Below are 19,776 nucleotides of genomic sequence, written 5' to 3'. Positions count from 1 at the left end.
CCCCTTGATCGATACAAAAAACTTTCATTGTTATCTCCTTAAAGTATAAGTATGAAATTGCTTTCAGGGCAATATTTAACCTTATAATACTGAAAGGAAGGAGATCTCTCCTTCCTTTTGGTAACAACTTACATCCATCTTACCCTGTCATGTAACAATCCATCCGTAAAATTATTATGCCCTATTACAAAATCCTTCATATATAAATTTAAATACTCACCGTACTTACTTTCTGTATTTAATAACAACTCCTCAACGTAATAAGCACCTTGTTCAAATTGATCTAAAAGTAAACTGGACAAGCCCGCATAAATCCCGCACCCTACCTGAAAATACGTTGCATTCGTTTTATATTTACGAAAAACTTGGCTACTATTCATCACATTATACATATATGTCTCACTATTTTCATAAACGAGTAACACACCGACCAAGTCCTCACCAGCAACCTCTTCTTCCGCTGGATTAAACACTTTACGATTCCAGTTCCATAAATCTTCTACTTGATCTAAGTTCTGTCTAATTATATTTGTTGTATACTCATTAATTCGGTAAAGAAAACCAACTTCCATATTAAAGTTTTTCCCTAAAATTAATACTTCCTCATGTGGCATTAAACAACCATAGAATTCTTTTTCTCCTAACTTCACTTTATACTCTGAAGCATATACATCTTCATAAAAGTAAAGAGGACGATGATGGCTCATATACATCGGATAACTCCAGATCGCTTCATCTAAAAATCGCTCTACTGCCCATGAAGCATAAAGTGTATGTGGCTTTATAAGTGCTGTATCATTCAAAAATGACGTGTCATGTTCTACAATATAACATGCTCTTGGCCTTTCATTTGGTCGTTCCTTCATAAGCTCAACAACCATCCATTGAACAACACCTGGATTCATACCTGAACCTATAATCGCTTTTGTATTTGTAAATTTCTCTTTCTCCTTCTCAAACCTTGTATATCTTTCCGTAAGCTGAAAGCCAATTAAGCTATCGTCCTGATCTACTGCCTCATTTTCCAAGGCTGAGTTAATATAACAAATTCCTAGTTCATTACAGCAGCTTAATACTCTAATTGTATCTGCCCCTGAAACATCAATCACAACACTCGTTCTTTTTTCTTTTAAATGTTGTTTAAATTCCACTACATTTTGAAGGTTTATTTCATATAAATATAATTGACCTTTCAGATTCGAAAACAACTCATCATAATAAGTCCTATCTTTTTGTTTTATATCCACCAAATGAAATTTGGCATTCTTTAATACTTCATAAATTGGATCTTTTTCATTTGCTATCGCTTGATTTAAAATTGCTAAAACTGCTTTTGCTGCTCCACCAGCACTACCAAGCAATGTAATTGATAACGAATTCGGAAACTGCTCCACAAACAAAACCCCTTTAATAAATTAGTTGAGCAGCTCCTCCTCAAAAAATAAATTGAATATATAATAAGATAGCTCGTACACAATGTTTATAAGTTAGTGCAAAGTTACCTTTTAAAAAATCACACTATACTATGCTTATATTCAATTCATTTTCCCCTCATCTCCAAATTAAACTAAAACAAATAGGCTCGACCTTTTCTTCTGCATATAAAAGAAAAAGCCAGCCCTTTCAACTAGCTTACGGACAATGGACAGATTTTACATGTTGAATATTTACATACATTTTCGCATCACGTGCTTTTGATATTTCAATATGACCTTCATCAATTTTCGCCATTTTTCCAATTTTATTGGACTCCTCACCTAAATCGAACACCATAATTTTCCCAGCCATTTTAATAAGCTGTTCTTCAAACGTTCGAGCTAACGTAATATTTAACGGATTCACGGGGAGTTCATTTTTATTGAGGGCATAAGGCACTTGATTTTCTTTATACGGAATTAACCATTTCAAGTGTTTTAAAGATATATATACAGTTTTATAAACTGGACTATAAAAAACAATATAATCGTTCATCACACTTGTAACATAACCATGTATTGGAGCATTTCCGGCTACATAAATTTCCGTAAAAATCCCTTTAGATGTACTTAATACTTTCCTCAAAGAAATTGAAGGAGACTCTCTCTTAATTACAGAATCCACATCTGGTTTTGAGATTTCTTCATCATTTGATCTTAAAAACTTATAATATTGTACATGATATAAAGATATATATACGTAGTCTTGTCCATTGTAAAGAACAACGATATCATTTCCTACATCAATTAATACACCTTTAAATCTTTTTTCACCGATTAATTTAACATATATATTTTCTCCAATACTTTTGTTTAACTCATTCATCTATATCCTCCTTCCTACGAATTTCTTCTTATCTGTCTTCCATTTCTAAAAAAATAATCAGGGCAAAGTTCTGTTTTAATAGTAAGTAATTCCTTTTCATACTATCGAAATAAGAAATTGTTCTTCTCTTTCCCTCATAATGCCCCTCTTATTTATTAAACATTATTCATCTTCATTCTTTTTACATTTAACTACTTGACTCACACTCTTAATATGAGACTTAATTACATAAATAACTTCATCACCGTTTACTAGTGTAATACAGCCATGGTGTACCTCACTTAATAAACCTTCCACACACTCTGGACCGCCACGATTAATTTTTACCCACTTATACTTCAAGTCTTTTAATATATCTAAAAAAGTATCCTCATCAGAGCAGAAACATGAACTATAGCAATCGCCACATTTACTTTCTTTCACTTTCTTCACTAGACTCTTCACATGTTTCAACTGATAATATACTAATTCACCATGAGGTAACTGTAACGTTAGATAATCTTTTCCTAACGATACGAGCTCACCAACTCGACTTTCTGGTCCACGAAGGTTTACTTTTACAGTCTCACCAACTAAACATTTAATTTGGTCACAGCATAATACATTCTCCAATTTCGTATCCCCCTTTCTTATTATCTTCCTCTACTTGATTGTCTTTGTGCACGAGCACGACCTGAATTATCGCTACTTTCCTTACTATCGTCGCTCTCATCACTCTCTCCGCATGCTAAAGCATTATAGTTAACACTTTTAATATGCTTTATTGCAATTAATATAATTTCTTCTTTTACGATTAATGTTACGAAGTCACAAGAAACATCTTGCAAAATGCCTTCCACTTTCTCTGGACCGCCGCGATTAATTTTCACCCAGCAATATTTGAAACTTTCAAGTAGTGCTTCAAAATCTTCTGCACAGGCGCAATCTTCCCACTCACAATCACTTGATCCACATTCTTTCGCATTTTTTGTAATACTTTTTAGATGTTTAAGTTGATAGTAATAAAGCTCACCTTTTTCATTCTTCAATACGAAGTAGTCCTGACATACTGATATTATTGTTCCTTTTTGAGATTCTGGACCACCCCTGTTTACTCTCACAAAAGATCCAATTAAGTCTTTCAAAAAATCACAATGAAATAAACTCACGAGAAAACCCCTTCCATTAATTTATAAGCTTTTGCACTGATAGTATATGTATCTGTACAGGTTACGTTCTCTATGTTTGTCCTAGCTAGAAAAAAATATGCTTTTAACATGGTAGACTACTACCTATCAAAATTTGAAGAAAGGCTAAGAACTCCTTATGTTTTTGATATCTTCAAACAAAAAATCCCTTATGAAGATACATTTCTGCATATCTTCATAAGGGATTTCCCATAGTTTAATCTTCGTCTTTAACATCCATATCTTCTGGAATTGGTTCGTTCAATATTTCTTCCACTAATTGCTTATATTTCTCCATTTGTTCTAAATGCGTATTGAATTGTTCTTTATTTACTAAATATTGCTCTCCATCGAATAGCGCACGAATTTTCTTTTGCTGAATTAACTCTTCAATATACGATTTTGGTAAATTCAAATACTCCGCAGTCTCTTCTATTGTTATATACAATGCGTTCATTCCTTTATTATTTTTTCATCTATACTGTATCTTACTTTACTTTATTTTTGTAAACAAATAAAAAAGATTTCGTAAATGCAGTTCAAAAAGCAGGTAGATGCATTCCATATATTGTATAGTATTATATAGTAAGAATTTTTTAAATATAGAATGGTATTACCCATTTACACAAAGGAGAGTTAACATATGGCTACTCGTCACATCATTACAATGTTAGAAAAAACACTGCAAGTTGAAACAGAAAACACAATTTCTCATTTGAATGTATCTTTATCTGATCGTTTTCTTTCTCAAAGCACAGCAATACATGAAAACAATTGTTATCATACAATTGGTGAATGGTACAAAAATCATTTCTTATTCCAACAAGATGATTTCCTTTGGGCTAAATATGCCTTCTATGACGCATATTGTGAAGCCATCCAAAAACAAGGTCATCTTACAAAACGCGTCCGTCAAATATTAGAATCATTGGCTCGAAAACACGGAAAACAGTATATTGCTTCTATACTAAATATGCCATTTCCTAATAAACGCGCTAAAGGGACAGCGTAATTTAGCCATGTTCTGTGTAAGCAAAACATAGCTAAATTGTTTTCTAGGATGCTTTACCAATAAAATGTTCATATCATATGAACTGATGAAACCGGTGTCATTATAATGATAGAAAATATAGTAAACAGGAAAACCCCCACGTACATCTCTCATTCACTTGAATAGAGAAATACGTGGGGGTATACTTGTTCCTTATTATTTCATCATCTGCTTAATCAGTTCGCGATTTCTCTTCTTAAATACTTCATTATGAGAAGAAACCATTCCGTACTCACTTGCATCTGGTTGGATAAATTGTTTTGCTTTATTCACAGCATTTCCAGCATCTTGGAATGCACCTGCAATTAAGTGTAGTTTCCCTTCGTGCTTTAAAATATCTCCAGCAGCATATAATCCATCTACTGAAGACTCACTATTTGCATTACCTGCAATATAATAATTATCTATAATTGCAACGTCTAACTCACTATTTTCTAATAATGTAATGTCGCGTTCATATCCATGATTAATAATAACTTCATCAATAGGTAAATGAGAAACCTCACCTGTTTCATGATTTGTTAATTCTACATATTCGATCGCTTCATGATTATCACCGGCAATTAATTTTGTAATCGATGTATTAAAGAAACACTCCGCTGAGCTGTTCATAAGTTGTTTTACTTGTGCTTCATGACCAGATAATTCTTCTTTTCTATAAGTTACATACACTTTTTTCGCAATTGGTTCCAATTCATTTGCCCAATCAACAGCAGAATTGCCTCCACCGGAAATAATAACTGTTTTACCTTTGAAACGCTTTAAAGATTTAACTGTATAATTTAAATTCGATACTTCAAATCGCTCAGCACCTTCAATAGATAACTTTTGCGGTTTCAATATACCACTTCCTGTTGCGACGATAACTGTTTTTGAAAAGTGTTCTTCGCCAGTACTTGTTTTTAATGTAAAAGTACCATCTTGATTACGAATAATCGATTCTACTTTTGTATCTAATACAACTTCCGGCTTAAATGTTAACCCTTGCTGTACAAGTTGTTCAATTAACTTATCACCTGTAACTGGCAATAGTCCTCCTACATCCCAAATCATTTTTTCCGGATACACATGTATTTTTCCACCTAAATGTGGGTGAAATTCTATTATTTTCGTTCTCATTTCTCTGAGTCCACTATAAAAAGCTGAATAAAGCCCTGCAGGTCCTCCGCCTATCACGGTTACATCAAACAATTCTTCTCGATTCATTCGTGCTCACTCCTCAGCTATTAATCGTTGATTATCATTCTCAATAAAATATAACCTGTTTCCGCAAAATTTACAATCAAAATTACTATTGACAATACACCTATATAAAATTATATTATTTAAAGAATCAATAGTGATAATCATTATCATTTTGTTAATAATTAGCAAATTTGAGATTACATCTTCTTTCATTAATATGGTTATTACTATATTATAAAATCTCATATTCAAGATTTTTAATAAATTATTTTGCATTACCACTACTATTTCAAAAAGATTGCAGTTAAACAAATTATTGTATACACATATCATCTATGTTAAAGGAGAAAGACGATGAAAAAGTTATTTATTTCACTAACAGTCCTTTTCGTTCTTGTTATGAGCGCTTGTAGCAATAGCTCTACAGACAAAAAGAACGATGCAAAAGGTAGCAAATCAGAAACAATTACATACCAATCTGAAGATGGTAAAAAAGTAGAAGTTCCTGCAAATCCAAAACGCGTTGTTGTATTATCATCATTCGCTGGTAACGTAATGTCATTAGGTGTAAATCTTGTTGGGGTAGATTCATGGTCTAAACAAAACCCACGTTTTGATAGCAAACTTAAAGATGTTGCTGAAGTATCTGATGAAAATGTTGAAAAAATCGCTGAACTAAATCCAGATTTAATCATCGGTTTATCAAATGTTAAAAATGTCGATAAGTTAAAGAAAATCGCGCCTACTGTAACATACACTTACGGAAAAGTTGATTACTTAACACAGCATTTAGAAATCGGTAAGTTATTAAATAAAGAAAAAGAAGCAAAAACTTGGGTTGATGACTTCAAGAAACGTGCACAAGAAGCTGGTAAAGAAATTAAAGCAAAAATCGGTGAAGACGCAACGGTTTCTGTTGTAGAAAACTTCAACAAACAGCTTTATGTATACGGCGAGAACTGGGGCCGTGGAACAGAAATCCTGTACCAAGAAATGAAATTAAAAATGCCTGAAAAAGTAAAAGAAAAAGCATTAAAAGAAGGTTACTACGCATTATCTACTGAGGTATTACCTGAATTTGCTGGTGATTACTTAATCGTAAGTAAAAACAAAGATACTGATAACTCATTCCAAGAGACAGAATCATATAAAAACATCCCAGCAGTAAAAAATAATCGCGTATATGAAGCAAACATGATGGAATTCTATTTCAATGATCCACTTACATTAGATTTCCAACTAGACTTCTTCAAGAAGAGCTTTCTTGGTAAATAATACAAACATGAGGAATTCTTAATTTAAGAATTCCTCTTCCTTTATTCTATGAACAGAAAAGATGTGAAACGAATGACAAAAGATCATGACAATCCACGTTCTATAGCTTTTACATACAAACTAATTTTAAGCTTAATTGCATTCTTTCTTATTTTTATGGTTGCAATGGTATTAGGTGCTGCAGATACTTCGATAAAAGATGTATGGTTAGCACTCACTTCCTCCGCTAAAGGAGACAAAATATCTATTATTCGAGAAATACGTTTACCACGTGAAGTTGCTGCTATTTTTGTAGGAGCTGGATTAGCCGTTTCTGGGGCAATTATGCAAGGATTAACACGAAATCCACTTGCGGATCCTGGATTATTAGGGCTATCTGGTGGAGCAAATGCTGCGCTTGCACTGACACTTGCTTTCAACCCTTCCATCAGCTATCTTTACTTAACATTAGCTTGCTTTATCGGTGCTGCAATTGGCGCAATTATGGTATTTGGAATTGGTATGGTGAAAAAAGGCGGCCTTTCTCCTCTTCGAATTGTATTAGCGGGCGCTGCAGTTTCAGCATTTCTACTCGCAATTTCAGAAGGAATCGGCATTTACTTTAAAATTTCACAAGATGTATCACTTTGGACTGCTGGGGGCGTAATTGGAACAACTTGGAGCCAATTAAAAATTATTATTCCGGTCATTTCAATTAGTATCTTTATCGCTATCTTACTAGCAAAAAAATTGACAGTTCTTAGTTTCAGTGAGGAAGTGGCTATTGGACTAGGTCAAAAAATTATTGTTATTAAAACTATTTTATTTATCATTATTATCTTACTTGCAGGTGCATCTGTAGCTCTTGTTGGAAATATGGCATTCATCGGCTTAATGGTACCTCACATGGTACGCCCAATTGTCGGTCCAGATTACCGATTTGTTATACCGATGTCAGCAATTGCTGGAGCTTCCTTTATGCTACTTGCAGATACAATCGGACGTACTATTAACGCTCCATACGAAACACCAGTTGCGGCAATTGTCGCGATTGTAGGGTTACCATTCTTCCTATTCATTGTACGTAAAGGAGGAAAAACATTCTCATGATGCAATCTATTTTAAGAAAACAGCGTCTCATTATACTCGCTTTACTTATAGTAATCATCACAACCATTGTAGTTGGAATGGGACTTGGTTCAGCATCTTTATCTTATGATCGACTACTCCCAACATTAATGGGGCAAGGGACTTTTAAAGAGGAGTTTGTTTTATACTCTTTAAGACTACCTAGAATTGTCATTACATTATTAGCTGGTATGGCTCTCGCTTTATCAGGGGCTATTCTGCAAGGAATTACCCGAAATGATTTAGCTGAACCTGGTATTCTTGGTATTAACTCTGGGGCTGGTGTTGCTGTTGCTATTTTCTTTTTATACTTTCCAATAGACGTAGGTTCATTTCTTTACTTACTACCTGTCGTTGGATTTATTGGGGCATTTCTGACAGCTGTTCTAATTTACGTGTTTTCATATAGTAAATCAACTGGACTTCAACCAATACGATTAACATTAACTGGTATCGGTTTTGCATTTGCACTATCTGGAGCGATGATTGTCCTTATTTCATCCGCTGATCGTATGAAAGTGGACTTTATCTCAAAATGGATTGCCGGAAATATTTGGGGAGATGACTGGATTTTCGTTTTAGCAATGCTCCCATGGTTAATCGTATTCATTCCGTTTGTTTTCTATAAAGCAAATCGATTAAACATTTTAGCATTAAACGAACCAGTCGCAATTGGCGTTGGAATTGAAATTGAAAAAGAACGCAGGTACTTATTAGTTGCAGCCGTTGCACTTGCAGCCGCAGCTGTTTCCGTAACAGGAGGAATTAGCTTTATCGGATTAATGGCTCCTCATATCGCGAAATCTTTAGTAGGTCCAAGACATCAAATCTTCATGCCTATCGCCCTTTTAATCGGCGGATGGCTATTATTATTAGCAGATACAATCGGACGAAATATCGTTGATCCTAATGGCATTCCAGCAGGTATTGTCGTTGCTTTAATTGGGGCTCCTTACTTTATGTATTTGTTGCTTAAAAAAGCTTAAAAAACACCCTCAAGATTTCTTGAGGGTGTTTTTGTTTCATTCTACTGCTGCCCATACCCTTCAAACTTCTTCGCCAAATTCTCCATCTCATCTTCTGGCAATAGCTTTGGTTCCCCAATGCTTTTCGTTTGATAATAAATTTGAGCACAAAACTCAATCTCTTCTGCAACAGTAAACGCCATTTTTATATTATTTGCACCAGCAATTAAACCGTGATTTGCAAGTAAAACAGCACGGCGATCAATCATGCCTTCAAAAGCAGCCTCCGCTAATTGCTTCGTACCAAATGTTTCATACGGTGCACAGCGCACATTCGGTCCTGCGAAAGCAATTAAATACGATACAGCAGGAAGCTCCCATCCTAATGATGCAATCGTCTTCGCGTAAGGAGAGTGTGTATGCACAAGCGCATTTATATCTTCACGCTTCCTATAGTAAATAAGGTGCATATCTAATTCACTTGATGGTTTTCTCTCTCCTTCTACTACTTCACCATCTAGGTTTAATATAACTACATCTTCAGGCTTTGTTTCATAATACTCTAAACCACTTGGGCTAATCGCAACAAGACCTTGTTCACGATTAAAGATACTAATATTACCGCCCGTTCCCTTTGTTAAACCACTAGAAATCATTTTCTTTCCATACGCTACAATTTCTTCTCTTTCTTTTTGTAATAACATATACATCCCCCTAAGTATGAAGCTTATGATGACTGACTTTTACATTTATCTACTTATTGAAATAGCTTTTTTAAATTCTCCGTAAACGGTGCCTTTACAATCCCTTTTTCTGTAATAATCGCTGTTACATTTTCATGTGGAGTAACATCAAATGCTGGATTATATACTTTACTTTCTTTCGGAGCTGAATATTTTCCGAAGCGATTAATCACTTCAGAAGCATCTCTTTCTTCAATCGGAATTTCTTTTCCTGTCGATGTCTTTAAATCAATTGTCGGTGTTGGCGCTGCTACATAAAACGGAATGTTGTAGTACTTAGCTAAAATAGATACGCCTAACGTGCCAATTTTATTTGCTACATCACCATTTGCTGCCACACGATCACATCCAACAATTACCGCATCAATCTTCCCTTGTGACATGACCATAGCTGCCATATTATCTGTAATAACAGTAACGTCAATGCCTGCTCGCTGCAGTTCTAATGCTGTTAACGTTGAACCTTGTAATCTAGGGCGTGTTTCATCAGAATAGATTTTTAAGTCCCATCCTTTTTCTTTCGCTAAGTACATGGGAGCTGTCGCGGTACCATACTTAGTTGTCGCTAACGCACCAGCATTACAATGTGTTAATACTCCCATTCCATCATGGAATAATGTTAATGCATGTTCTCCAATTTGACGGTTAATTTCTTCATCTTCTCTATGAATCTCTTTTGCCTCTTCTAGTAATCTATTTTTCAGCTGTGAGATTGATAAATGAATATTATCTGTCGCTACACTTTCCATTCTTTCAAGTGCCCAAAATAAATTTACGGCAGTCGGTCTTGATGTCGCCAAGTATGTACATACCTTTCTTACTTCATCCATAAATCCTTCTTCCGTACTTTCAGCAAATTCCTTTATCCCTAAATACACTCCATAAGCAGCTGAAACACCAATCGCGGGTGCACCTCGTACTTTCATTACTTGAATCGCATCCCACACACTTTCAGCTGTTTTAAAAGATTCATAGACAATTTCATTTGGTAATAACGTTTGATCTAACAAAACTAAAGCATCATCTTTCCACTGAATTGGTATTAATTGCTCTTCCATCATATTCTCCCCTTACTTCGCGTAGTGCATTGACTGTTCTTTTAACGTTTCTACAAAACTTGTGCCCGTTCTATATTGATTCGCTCGTAAAATAAAACCCTTCGCTACTTGAAGACAAATTCGCTCCGCTCTAGCACGTGCTTCCTCATTCCCAATACAAGTAATATCTTTTACTTTCGCTAATCCAACAATACGGCGAATTAATTCCAGACCTGTCACTGCAGCTGTATCCTCTAATACAGATTGCAAATAGACTTCGCTAAAGCCTTCTTCCTTCGCCATAATCTCGGTCACATGAATATCCCAAGCACCTAAAAACTTCTGCTTAAATAAATCAATTACCTCTACCATCGTAGTTTGTAACCAATCCATATATGTATCTTTCTTAGCTCCAGGTGACATCGTTGCATCTGCATTCACCCAAACAAACATTAAATTCGCCATTACATTCCCAACGTCATATCCCATAGGTCCATAAAAAGCAAACTCAGGATCAATAACCTTTGTAGAATCATCTCTTACAAAAACAGAACCAGTATGTAAATCACCATGAAGTAATGCCTGTGCATTCGTCATAAAAGAAAATTTACGTTTCGCTACTTCCATACGAAGCTCTTTATCACTATAAATATGTTCCCTAATCCATCCCTCATTTAACTGAAATAACTCATTACGCTTATTATGATTTGTAAATGGTTCTGAATATACGAGGTCCTCTGTAATCTCACATAATTCAGGATTTATATAATTCTTCACAAGTTCCTTCTTCTCTTTATGATTCATTACAACATCCGATGTTAATAAAAGTGTATTTACCATAAAAGTAGTTAAGTCGTCAGCAAGCCTCGGAAATATTTGATGATTTATAAGTGCTGTACGTAATATTGTGTGATCCGATAAATCTTCCATTACGCAACAATTCATCACACTATCAAATAAATACACCTTAGGAACAAGTCCAGGTGCTAACTCATCCTCTAACTGCAAAACATCTGATTCTATACGAATACGATTCATCGACAACTTAAACTCATCTGAAATGCGAGCTGTATCCCCAGCTTGCTTTACGATGACAGACATGTTCTCTTTTTCATCCCAAACGCGGAACACATAATTTAAATTGCCATCACCTATTTCTTTACACTTTAGCCCCTTTGCATGTTCAAACTTAGATAATTTCTCTTTCACATATGCAATCACATCTTTAGCTTCCATTAAAAAATACTTTGTGAACTTAGACATGGTTTCCCCTCCACACCAATTGTAAGCGTTTTCTAAAAGCTATAAAAAATAATAGGTTGAATTTTTTCATCCTATAAATATGTATTCTTCTTTTTGAAAGGTATATCTAGGTTTTATTATATCTCGTTAGCACTTTGAGTCAATATTTCTAACTATCATCGTAATATACTTCCTAATTATATATTCGAGATGACAAAAATTGTTCAAAAAGATTTCGATTCATTTTATTTTATTTATCGCACAATTCTTTGTAAAATAGAAATAAGCAGTTCCTTTTCAAATACATAACTTCTAAGAAATATTTCCTTCCTAAGAATTTACACTTACACCATATCTCTAACATACACACTACTCTTTCAAACAATCATTGAAAATTTATAAACTTAAAGTTACCTTTCCATTCTCTGTTAGCCTTAATTGAGAATAAATATTAATTAAATCGGTATAAAGTTGGTTTATTCTCTTGACAAAATAACCACTTCTATATGATAATTAATATCGAATTAGAATTATTATAGTTAATTAAAAAATATATTTTATGAGCACACTATTTTTTGATGCTCAAAACCAACATTTAGGAGGAATTTTAATATGTTATTAATCGGCACAGAAGTAAAACCGTTTAAAGCTAATGCTTACCATAATGGAGAATTTATCCAAGTTACTGACGAAAGTTTAAAAGGAAAATGGAGTGTAGTTTGTTTCTACCCAGCTGACTTCACATTCGTTTGCCCAACTGAACTTGAAGACTTACAAAACCAATACGCAACTCTAAAAGACTTAGGCGTTGAAGTATACTCTGTATCTACAGACACTCACTTCACTCACAAAGCATGGCATGATAGCTCAGAAACTATCGGCAAAATCGAGTACATCATGATTGGTGACCCAACTCGCACAATCACTACAAACTTCAACGTTTTAATGGAAGAAGAAGGTCTTGCTGCTCGTGGTACATTCATCATCGATCCAGACGGCGTTATCCAATCTATGGAAATCAATGCTGACGGTATCGGCCGTGATGCAAGCATTCTTGTTAACAAAATTAAAGCTGCTCAATACGTACGTAACAACCCAGGTGAAGTTTGCCCAGCTAAATGGCAAGAGGGTTCTGCAACACTTAAACCAAGCCTTGACCTTGTAGGCAAAATCTAAGGAGTTCGATCAAAATGATACTAGATGCAGATATAAAAACACAACTATCCCAATACCTTCAATTAATGGAGAACGATATTTTACTTAAGGTAAGCGCAGGAGACGATAACGTATCTAAAGATATGTTAGCTCTAGTAGACGAATTAGCTACTATGTCATCTAAGATTACAGTAGAAAAAGTTGAATTAGAGAGAACACCAAGCTTTAGCGTAAACCGCCCTGGTGAAGACACTGGTGTCGTATTCGCTGGTATTCCATTAGGACACGAATTTACATCATTAGTGTTAGCTTTACTACAAGTAAGTGGACGCGCTCCAAAAGTTGAACAAAAATTAATCGATCAAATTAAAAACATTCAAGGCGAATATCATTTTGAATCTTATATCAGCCTAAGTTGTCATAACTGTCCTGATGTTGTACAAGCTCTTAACGTAATGAGCGTTCTTAACCCTGGTATTACACATACTATGATTGATGGCGCTGCATTCAAAGAGGAAGTAGAAAGCAAAGACATCATGGCAGTACCAACTGTTTACCTAAACGGCGAATCTTTCGGAAGCGGGCGTATGACACTTGAAGAAATTTTAGCTAAAATGGGTAACGGGCCAGATGCATCAGAGCTTTCTGATAAAGATCCATACGATGTTCTTGTTGTTGGTGGCGGCCCTGCTGGTGCAAGTGCAGCAATTTACGCAGCACGTAAAGGCATCCGCACTGGTATCGTTGCTGAGCGCTTCGGTGGTCAAGTAATGGATACTATGGGCATTGAGAACTTCATCAGCGTGAAAAAGACTGAAGGTCCTAAGCTAGTAGCAAGCCTTGAAGAGCACGTAAAAGAATACGACATCGATGTAATGAATCTACAACGTGCGAAACGTTTAGAGAAAAAAGAACTTATTGAAGTGGAACTTGAAAACGGCGCTATTCTGAAAAGTAAGAGCGTAATCGTTTCTACAGGTGCTCGCTGGCGTAATGTTGGCGTACCAGGTGAAGCTGAGTTCAAAAATAAAGGTGTAGCATATTGCCCACACTGTGACGGTCCATTATTCACTGGAAAAGACGTAGCAGTTATCGGCGGAGGTAACTCTGGTATTGAAGCAGCTATCGACTTAGCAGGTATCGTTAAGCACGTAACTGTTCTTGAATTCATGCCAGAATTAAAAGCTGATGCTGTATTACAAGAGCGTCTTAACAGCTTACCAAACGTAACTGTTCTGAAAAACGTTCAAACGAAAGAAATCACTGGTACTGATAAAGTAAACGGTATTTCTTACATCGATCGTGAAACTGAAGAAGTTCATCACGTTGAATTACAAGGTGTATTCGTACAAATCGGTCTTGTGCCAAACACAGACTGGTTAGGCGAAACAGTTGAACGCGTTCGCGGTGAAATCGTAACAGACAAGCACGGCGCTACAAACGTACCAGGAGTGTTTGCTGCAGGTGACTGTACAAATAATCCGTACAAACAAATCATCATCTCTATGGGTTCAGGTGCAAACGCAGCTTTAGGTGCATTTGATTACTTAATCCGTAACTAATAAAAAAACAGGTGCCTTGGCACCTGTTTTTTTATTACCCTAATGTATAAACTAAAAACCTCTCATTCCCATTCTTCTCATAAGCACCTGACAATCTAACTTCTTTCTTCAGCTCAAACGCAGTCTGATTTTCTAAGAAGAAAATATAGTCCTCAGAAGGATAATATAAAATAATATCTACTTCTCTCCCCGTTTCTTCTACTGAAAGCAAAATGTTATTTACTACATTCATAAACACTTGCACAGAAAACGGATTAAAGAAATAAAACCTATTATCATGTGGATCAATCTCATATTCCTGCGCTAAACAACATTGGAATTGAATTTTCCCCTTACTGTTTCGTGCCTTTCGTGCATAACGATCTCGATTATCCATCGCTTCTTTATAAAACTCTTCATTCATTTCAATTCCAACTGCTGAAGCACCACATTTATGATGCATATAAAAGTTTAATCGCCCTTTTCCGCACCCAAAGTCTACAATTCGGTCGCTACTTCGTATTTCATATTGATTCAATAACTCATCTAACCCGCTATACGGTGTCGGTTCATAGCGATGATAATGCATAGACTTGTTAAACCCTTTTTGCTCACCGACTGTTTTTATATGTAAAACTGCATCGTAATATTGTTCGTTCATTCGTTTTCTCCTATTAAAAAATGATACTTATTATTATACACCATGTACTGGAGGCTCATTTTTCATCAAATTAATAGGTACGTGAAATTATATTAACGATTTTCTCAATATATCTATCGTAACTTCAAATATATCAACGATTTTCTCAATATATCTATCATAACTCAAAATATATCAACGGTTTTTCAAATATATCGATTTGCCGACAATTCACGACAAAAAAACAGGAGCTCTCTAGCCCCTGTCTTCTAACACTTTCAATACAGTTTGTTTCAATATTTCTACCCCATCCATAATACAACTATGATCAAACCTCATATACGGATGGTGTAATCCAGGTTGTAGGTCTGCTCCTAGTCCAAGCATGACAGCTTTTAAATGTGGTCTTTTCACTGTATAGTAATGGAAATCATCGCTTCCTGTCGTATAGAGAGGCCCTGTGCATCTCTCTTCCCCATACACTTCGAGAATACCTTTACGCATAAAGCGCTCTGCTTCTTCGGAAACCTCTGCTCCTGGTGCAAGATCCATCCATTCGTATGAAGTTTTTGATCCCATCGATGCAGCTGATTCTATTACATGCTCAATCTTTTTCTTTAATTCTTCTAATAGTATATTACTCTCTGCTCTTACATCTAAACTGAAATGACCATTTCCCGGAATAATATTTAAATTATCACCACCAGCTTGGCATCTCGTCATTTTTACTGAATAAGAACTTTGCGGTGGCAGCCAGATATTTTTCAAACCGATATTAATCATGGAAATGACATCAATTGCATTCACACCTTGATGTGGTCTTGCCCCGTGTGCATCCTCCCCATGAATCATACCCTCTAAAAATCCTGCTGCTCCATGACGAATAGATGGGGCTGCTTGTTTCAAAGATAGTTCTTCAATTGGTCTTAGATGGACGCCAAATAAGAAATCAGCATCATCTACAGCACCTTTCTCCACCATCTTCAAAGCACCATTCCCCTTCTCTTCTGCTGGCTGAAAAATAAATCTAACCGTACCACTTTTCCATCTCATATTTTTCAATTGTAAAATAAGTCCCATTACAATGGTCATATGAGCATCATGGCCACATGAATGGTTCGCTTTAAATTCTCCATTTACTTCTTGCCAAAGTGCATCCATATCAGCACGAATCGCAATAACTGGATTCCCGCCTCCAATCTCAGCAATTACACCTGGACAATCATCAAATGTTCTATATGAAATTCCTTCTTCTTTTAAAAAGTCAGTAATATACGCTGTCGTTTCATATTCTTTCCAACTTACTTCAGGGTTTTCGTGTAAATGCTGAAAAATCTCCGTTAAGCGCTCTTGTAGTTCTAATGTTTTCAACGTTCCAGTCTCCTTCCCACATTACAAACGATTCGGGTTAATTATACTTATGAAAAACAGATGTTTTTATGAACATATTGAATTTTAAGAAAAAAGTCAATTATTTATTTTTAAATACTTAAAAAGCTTACTCTGCACTTATATTACAAACTAAACAAACAACTAGAACATTCCTTATTTTCTGTTTTTTATGTTGACGCTTACATAAACTTTTAGTTATCATAACCTAATAAACGTCTATTTTACGACAATTCTAAAAATACAAACAAACATACGTAACAAGGAGGAACTTTATGAAAAAAGAAATACCTTTTGGAATAGCGATTATCCCTATTATCATTACCGTTGCAGTTATGATGGTTACAATTGTTGTATTAAAACAAACCCCTCACGTTCCACTTATTATTGGTACAACCGTTGCTTCTATTGTCGCTTGGCGTTACGGTTACAAATGGAATGATCTTGAAGAAGCAATGTATAAAGGGATTCGTCTTGCATTACCCGCTATCGTCATTATTATTCTTGTTGGCTTAACAATTGGTGCTTGGATTGGCGGTGGAATCGTCGCAACGATGATTTATTACGGTTTAAAACTTTTAACTCCATCACTATTTTTAGTTTCCATTACCGTCATTTGTTCTATCGTAGCATTAGCAATTGGTAGCTCTTGGTCTACAATGGGCACAATTGGTGTTGCTGGAATGGGAATTGGCCTAAGTATGGGAATTCCAGCTCCAATGGTTGCTGGTGCCATTATTTCAGGCTCTTATTTTGGCGATAAAATGTCACCGCTTTCAGACACAACTAACTTAGCCGCAGGATTAACAAATACAGATTTATTCGCACACATTCGTCATATGTTATTTACTACAGTTCCAGGTTTAATTATTACTCTTATCGTCTACGCGGTCTTAGGAAGAAGCTTCGGCGCTAACAATATTGATGCGAAGAGCATCGATCAAACGTTACAAGTATTGCAACAAAACTTTGTTATCTCACCTTTCCTACTCATTATACCCGTAGTCGTTATGGTATTGGTCGCTAAAAAGGTCCCTGCCATACCAGCGATTCTCGTCGGTATTATTTTAGGATTTTTATCACAAGTCTTTATTCAAGGTGGTTCTGTATCAGCATCTGTCGGTGCACTCCAAGCTGGATTTGTTATAGACACTGGAAACAAGCTAGTAGACGAACTATTTAACCGCGGTGGCTTAGATTCGATGATGAATACAGTCTCGATGACAATTGTCGCTATGACTTTCGGAGGAGTATTAGAACATACAGGTATTCTTCGCTCAATTGTAAATCAGATTTTAAAGTTAGCGAAATCAGCAAAAGGGCTTATCGCTTCTACTATCGCATCTTGTTTTGCAACAAACCTTACTTGCTCTGAACAATATATTTCAATTGTTGTCCCTTCAAGAATGTACGCAAATGCATACACAGAAAAAGGACTACATTCAAAAAACTTATCCAGAGCATTAGAAGATGGCGGAACATTAACTTCTGTCTTCGTTCCTTGGAATACGTGCGGTGTATTTATTCTCGCTACACTTGGCGTAGGTGCATTTGAATATGCCCCTTATGCTATTTTGAATTTCATCGTACCTATTATCTCAATCATTTATGGTATAACAGGCTTCACAATTGTAAAACTATCAGACATTGAAAAAGCAGAACTACTAAAGAAACAAAAAGCTCAACTAGAAGCTTAAAAATAGCGGGAAATTCAGTTCATATAGTGCGCGAGGTCGCCCTTGTTGATAGGGCATTTCCTCGCCGCAAATATGAGCATACCCGTAATCAACTAATTTCTTTAACAACCTTTCTGTCGATCTTCGAGTCACTTGTAAATACTCAGAAAGGTCAGCTGCTGTAAACTTCAATGACGGGTGCGATTGACTAAATTGAATGATTTTTGACAAGTTGGCCGGACTAAGCTTCGTTTCCTTCGCTATTTTCATTAGTTCCGGATTATCATTTTTCAAACTTTGTACTCTCTGTTCTTTCGGGAACGGACCAAACAAATCTTTATCACTTGCTAGTATATAAAAACAACGATCTATTGGATAGTTCTTTGCAAAACTTTGAGCAATTTTTGCATTTTGCTCCGCTTCTTTCACGGTTTTCCCATAACCAAATCCAATAGCTATCGTTCCTTCTATGCTCGCAAACAAGTTATCTATCGCATTTGTTTTAATAATCGATTCGATATCACCACGAGTTGTATACAAAATGCATGTCATTTCATCCACTTGTTTAAATGAACCACGTAGTTCTTTTGAAATGACATCTAGTTTTTCAAGCAAACTCGCTCGTAATTCTAAGGAAGAAATAATACAAGCACCAACAGTAGCTGAATAGCTTTTTGCTAACTCAGCTTTTATTTTTGCATCTTTTAGCCCATGTATAATGGACTGTGTTGGATCAATCATACGCTCTGAAGGAATACCTATTTTTTGAAGCTCGTCGTAAACAGCGTGAATACTAGTTAAAGCTAAATGAGCCTCTCCATATTGATATTTAGCTACATGAAAATCGATAACTCTATTTATTTCATCTTTACTCCACAGCATATTTTCATAATCCAACACTTGTGGACTTTCTTTTATACCGATATCATGGAACACATTTGTAATAAACGAGCGGTCTACTAAATCGATGGAAATGTTATGTGGTTGAATACTTTGATGATACATGATAGAAAGAATTGAAGATGCGACAGTTGTCTCGTCTTGCTGTAAGTATGTACTTGGAATTCGTAATTGTTCTCTTATTTCTTTTGCCATATAATAAGGTAAAGCACCTGAGAAAAAGATGACATCACAAGGCTTTAAACACTTTAATAGTTCAGAAGATTCCGCCGGATGAAGGTAAATATATGGATCAATTTCTATTCCTTCTAATTTTTGAGCAATTGGAAAAAGGTTCTCCATAAACTCCTTTGAACCGACAACTGCAATTTTTATCATCATTTTCTCTAACTCCTTATCATTA

Annotated in this window: 19 protein-coding genes; 7 read left to right on the top strand and 12 right to left on the bottom strand. The window is 35.5% G+C overall.

Features of this window, described 5'->3' with window-relative positions:
* Positions 1 to 128: 128 nt before the first annotated feature.
* From BC_RS01985 to BC_RS01965, 5 genes are all read right to left on the bottom strand, one after another.
* On the bottom strand, positions 129 to 1,394 hold the full coding sequence (locus tag BC_RS01985) for a hypothetical protein (protein ID WP_000434719.1): 1,266 nt from the start codon (positions 1,392 to 1,394) through the stop codon (positions 129 to 131).
* A gap of 238 nt (positions 1,395 to 1,632) precedes the next feature.
* On the bottom strand, positions 1,633 to 2,301 hold the full coding sequence (locus BC_RS01980; RefSeq protein ID WP_001004284.1) for a hypothetical protein: 669 nt from the start codon (positions 2,299 to 2,301) through the stop codon (positions 1,633 to 1,635).
* Between the two features lie 162 nt (positions 2,302 to 2,463).
* A complete protein-coding gene (locus BC_RS01975; protein ID WP_000432509.1) occupies positions 2,464 to 2,913 on the bottom strand; it encodes a spore coat protein B in 450 nt (149 codons plus the stop codon).
* 20 nt (positions 2,914 to 2,933) lie between these two features.
* On the bottom strand, positions 2,934 to 3,449 hold the full coding sequence (locus BC_RS01970) for a spore coat protein B (RefSeq protein WP_000051525.1): 516 nt from the start codon (positions 3,447 to 3,449) through the stop codon (positions 2,934 to 2,936).
* A gap of 235 nt (positions 3,450 to 3,684) precedes the next feature.
* A complete protein-coding gene (locus BC_RS01965; RefSeq protein WP_002025240.1) occupies positions 3,685 to 3,924 on the bottom strand; it encodes a helix-turn-helix domain-containing protein in 240 nt (79 codons plus the stop codon).
* Between the two features lie 186 nt (positions 3,925 to 4,110).
* Here BC_RS01965 and BC_RS01960 point away from each other — a divergent pair, with 186 nt between their 5' ends.
* On the top strand, positions 4,111 to 4,479 hold the full coding sequence (locus tag BC_RS01960; protein WP_000235476.1) for a hypothetical protein: 369 nt from the start codon (positions 4,111 to 4,113) through the stop codon (positions 4,477 to 4,479).
* A gap of 195 nt (positions 4,480 to 4,674) precedes the next feature.
* On the opposite strand, the gene BC_RS01955 is transcribed toward BC_RS01960, so the two are convergent.
* Complete coding sequence (locus BC_RS01955) at positions 4,675 to 5,724, bottom strand: NAD(P)/FAD-dependent oxidoreductase (protein ID WP_001078295.1); 1,050 nt, start codon at positions 5,722 to 5,724, stop codon at positions 4,675 to 4,677.
* 333 nt (positions 5,725 to 6,057) lie between these two features.
* Here BC_RS01955 and BC_RS01950 point away from each other — a divergent pair, with 333 nt between their 5' ends.
* The 3 genes from BC_RS01950 to BC_RS01940 are packed head-to-tail and all read left to right on the top strand — an operon-like array spanning position 6,058 to position 9,071.
* Positions 6,058 to 6,978 (top strand): iron-hydroxamate ABC transporter substrate-binding protein, encoded by a 921-nt coding sequence (locus tag BC_RS01950; RefSeq protein ID WP_000732597.1) that lies wholly within the window; start codon positions 6,058 to 6,060, stop codon positions 6,976 to 6,978.
* A 48-nt stretch (positions 6,979 to 7,026) separates the two neighbouring features.
* Complete coding sequence (locus BC_RS01945; protein ID WP_002025239.1) at positions 7,027 to 8,067, top strand: FecCD family ABC transporter permease; 1,041 nt, start codon at positions 7,027 to 7,029, stop codon at positions 8,065 to 8,067.
* A complete protein-coding gene (locus tag BC_RS01940; RefSeq protein WP_000983751.1) occupies positions 8,064 to 9,071 on the top strand; it encodes a FecCD family ABC transporter permease in 1,008 nt (335 codons plus the stop codon). The genes BC_RS01945 and BC_RS01940 overlap by 4 nt, the downstream gene beginning before the upstream one ends.
* A 41-nt stretch (positions 9,072 to 9,112) precedes the next feature.
* Here BC_RS01940 and BC_RS01935 read toward each other — a convergent pair whose 3' ends face one another.
* The 3 genes from BC_RS01935 to mtnK are packed head-to-tail and all read right to left on the bottom strand — an operon-like array spanning position 9,113 to position 12,093.
* Positions 9,113 to 9,754 carry an L-fuculose-phosphate aldolase gene (locus BC_RS01935; RefSeq protein WP_000926557.1) on the bottom strand — a complete coding sequence of 214 codons (642 nt, stop codon included), beginning with the start codon at positions 9,752 to 9,754 and terminating at the stop codon, positions 9,113 to 9,115.
* Positions 9,755 to 9,807: 53 nt separating this feature from the next.
* Entirely contained in the window at positions 9,808 to 10,854 is a 1,047-nt protein-coding gene (gene mtnA / locus BC_RS01930) for an S-methyl-5-thioribose-1-phosphate isomerase (protein ID WP_002025237.1), read from the bottom strand.
* A gap of 9 nt (positions 10,855 to 10,863) precedes the next feature.
* Entirely contained in the window at positions 10,864 to 12,093 is a 1,230-nt protein-coding gene (gene mtnK / locus BC_RS01925) for an S-methyl-5-thioribose kinase (RefSeq protein WP_000033222.1), read from the bottom strand.
* A gap of 591 nt (positions 12,094 to 12,684) precedes the next feature.
* On the opposite strand from mtnK, the gene ahpC reads away from it, so the two are divergent.
* Together ahpC and ahpF are read left to right on the top strand one after the other, a co-directional pair.
* The gene (ahpC, locus tag BC_RS01920; RefSeq protein ID WP_000924420.1) at positions 12,685 to 13,248 is read left to right on the top strand and encodes an alkyl hydroperoxide reductase subunit C; all 564 of its coding nucleotides are present in this window, start codon (positions 12,685 to 12,687) and stop codon (positions 13,246 to 13,248) included.
* Between the two features lie 14 nt (positions 13,249 to 13,262).
* Positions 13,263 to 14,789 carry an alkyl hydroperoxide reductase subunit F gene (gene ahpF, locus BC_RS01915; protein WP_000599501.1) on the top strand — a complete coding sequence of 509 codons (1,527 nt, stop codon included), beginning with the start codon at positions 13,263 to 13,265 and terminating at the stop codon, positions 14,787 to 14,789.
* Between the two features lie 34 nt (positions 14,790 to 14,823).
* On the opposite strand, the gene BC_RS01910 is transcribed toward ahpF, so the two are convergent.
* Both BC_RS01910 and BC_RS01905 read right to left on the bottom strand, forming a co-directional pair.
* A complete protein-coding gene (locus tag BC_RS01910; protein WP_001005627.1) occupies positions 14,824 to 15,429 on the bottom strand; it encodes an SAM-dependent methyltransferase in 606 nt (201 codons plus the stop codon).
* 234 nt (positions 15,430 to 15,663) lie between these two features.
* Positions 15,664 to 16,779, bottom strand: coding sequence for a M20 peptidase aminoacylase family protein (locus BC_RS01905; protein ID WP_000853516.1), 1,116 nt, complete (start codon positions 16,777 to 16,779; stop codon positions 15,664 to 15,666).
* A gap of 293 nt (positions 16,780 to 17,072) precedes the next feature.
* Here BC_RS01905 and nhaC point away from each other — a divergent pair, with 293 nt between their 5' ends.
* Positions 17,073 to 18,494 carry a Na+/H+ antiporter NhaC gene (nhaC, locus tag BC_RS01900; protein ID WP_000711525.1) on the top strand — a complete coding sequence of 474 codons (1,422 nt, stop codon included), beginning with the start codon at positions 17,073 to 17,075 and terminating at the stop codon, positions 18,492 to 18,494.
* On the opposite strand, the gene BC_RS01895 is transcribed toward nhaC, so the two are convergent.
* Complete coding sequence (locus BC_RS01895; protein WP_000972815.1) at positions 18,483 to 19,754, bottom strand: hypothetical protein; 1,272 nt, start codon at positions 19,752 to 19,754, stop codon at positions 18,483 to 18,485. The genes nhaC and BC_RS01895 overlap by 12 nt on opposite strands.
* Positions 19,755 to 19,776 lie beyond the last annotated feature (22 nt).

The sequence above is a fragment of the Bacillus cereus ATCC 14579 genome, assembly GCF_000007825.1.
GTDB classification, from domain to species: Bacteria; Bacillota; Bacilli; order Bacillales; family Bacillaceae_G; genus Bacillus_A; species Bacillus_A cereus.
Note: the sequence above shows the minus strand (reverse complement) of the source record. Positions and strands in the feature narration are given on the sequence as shown.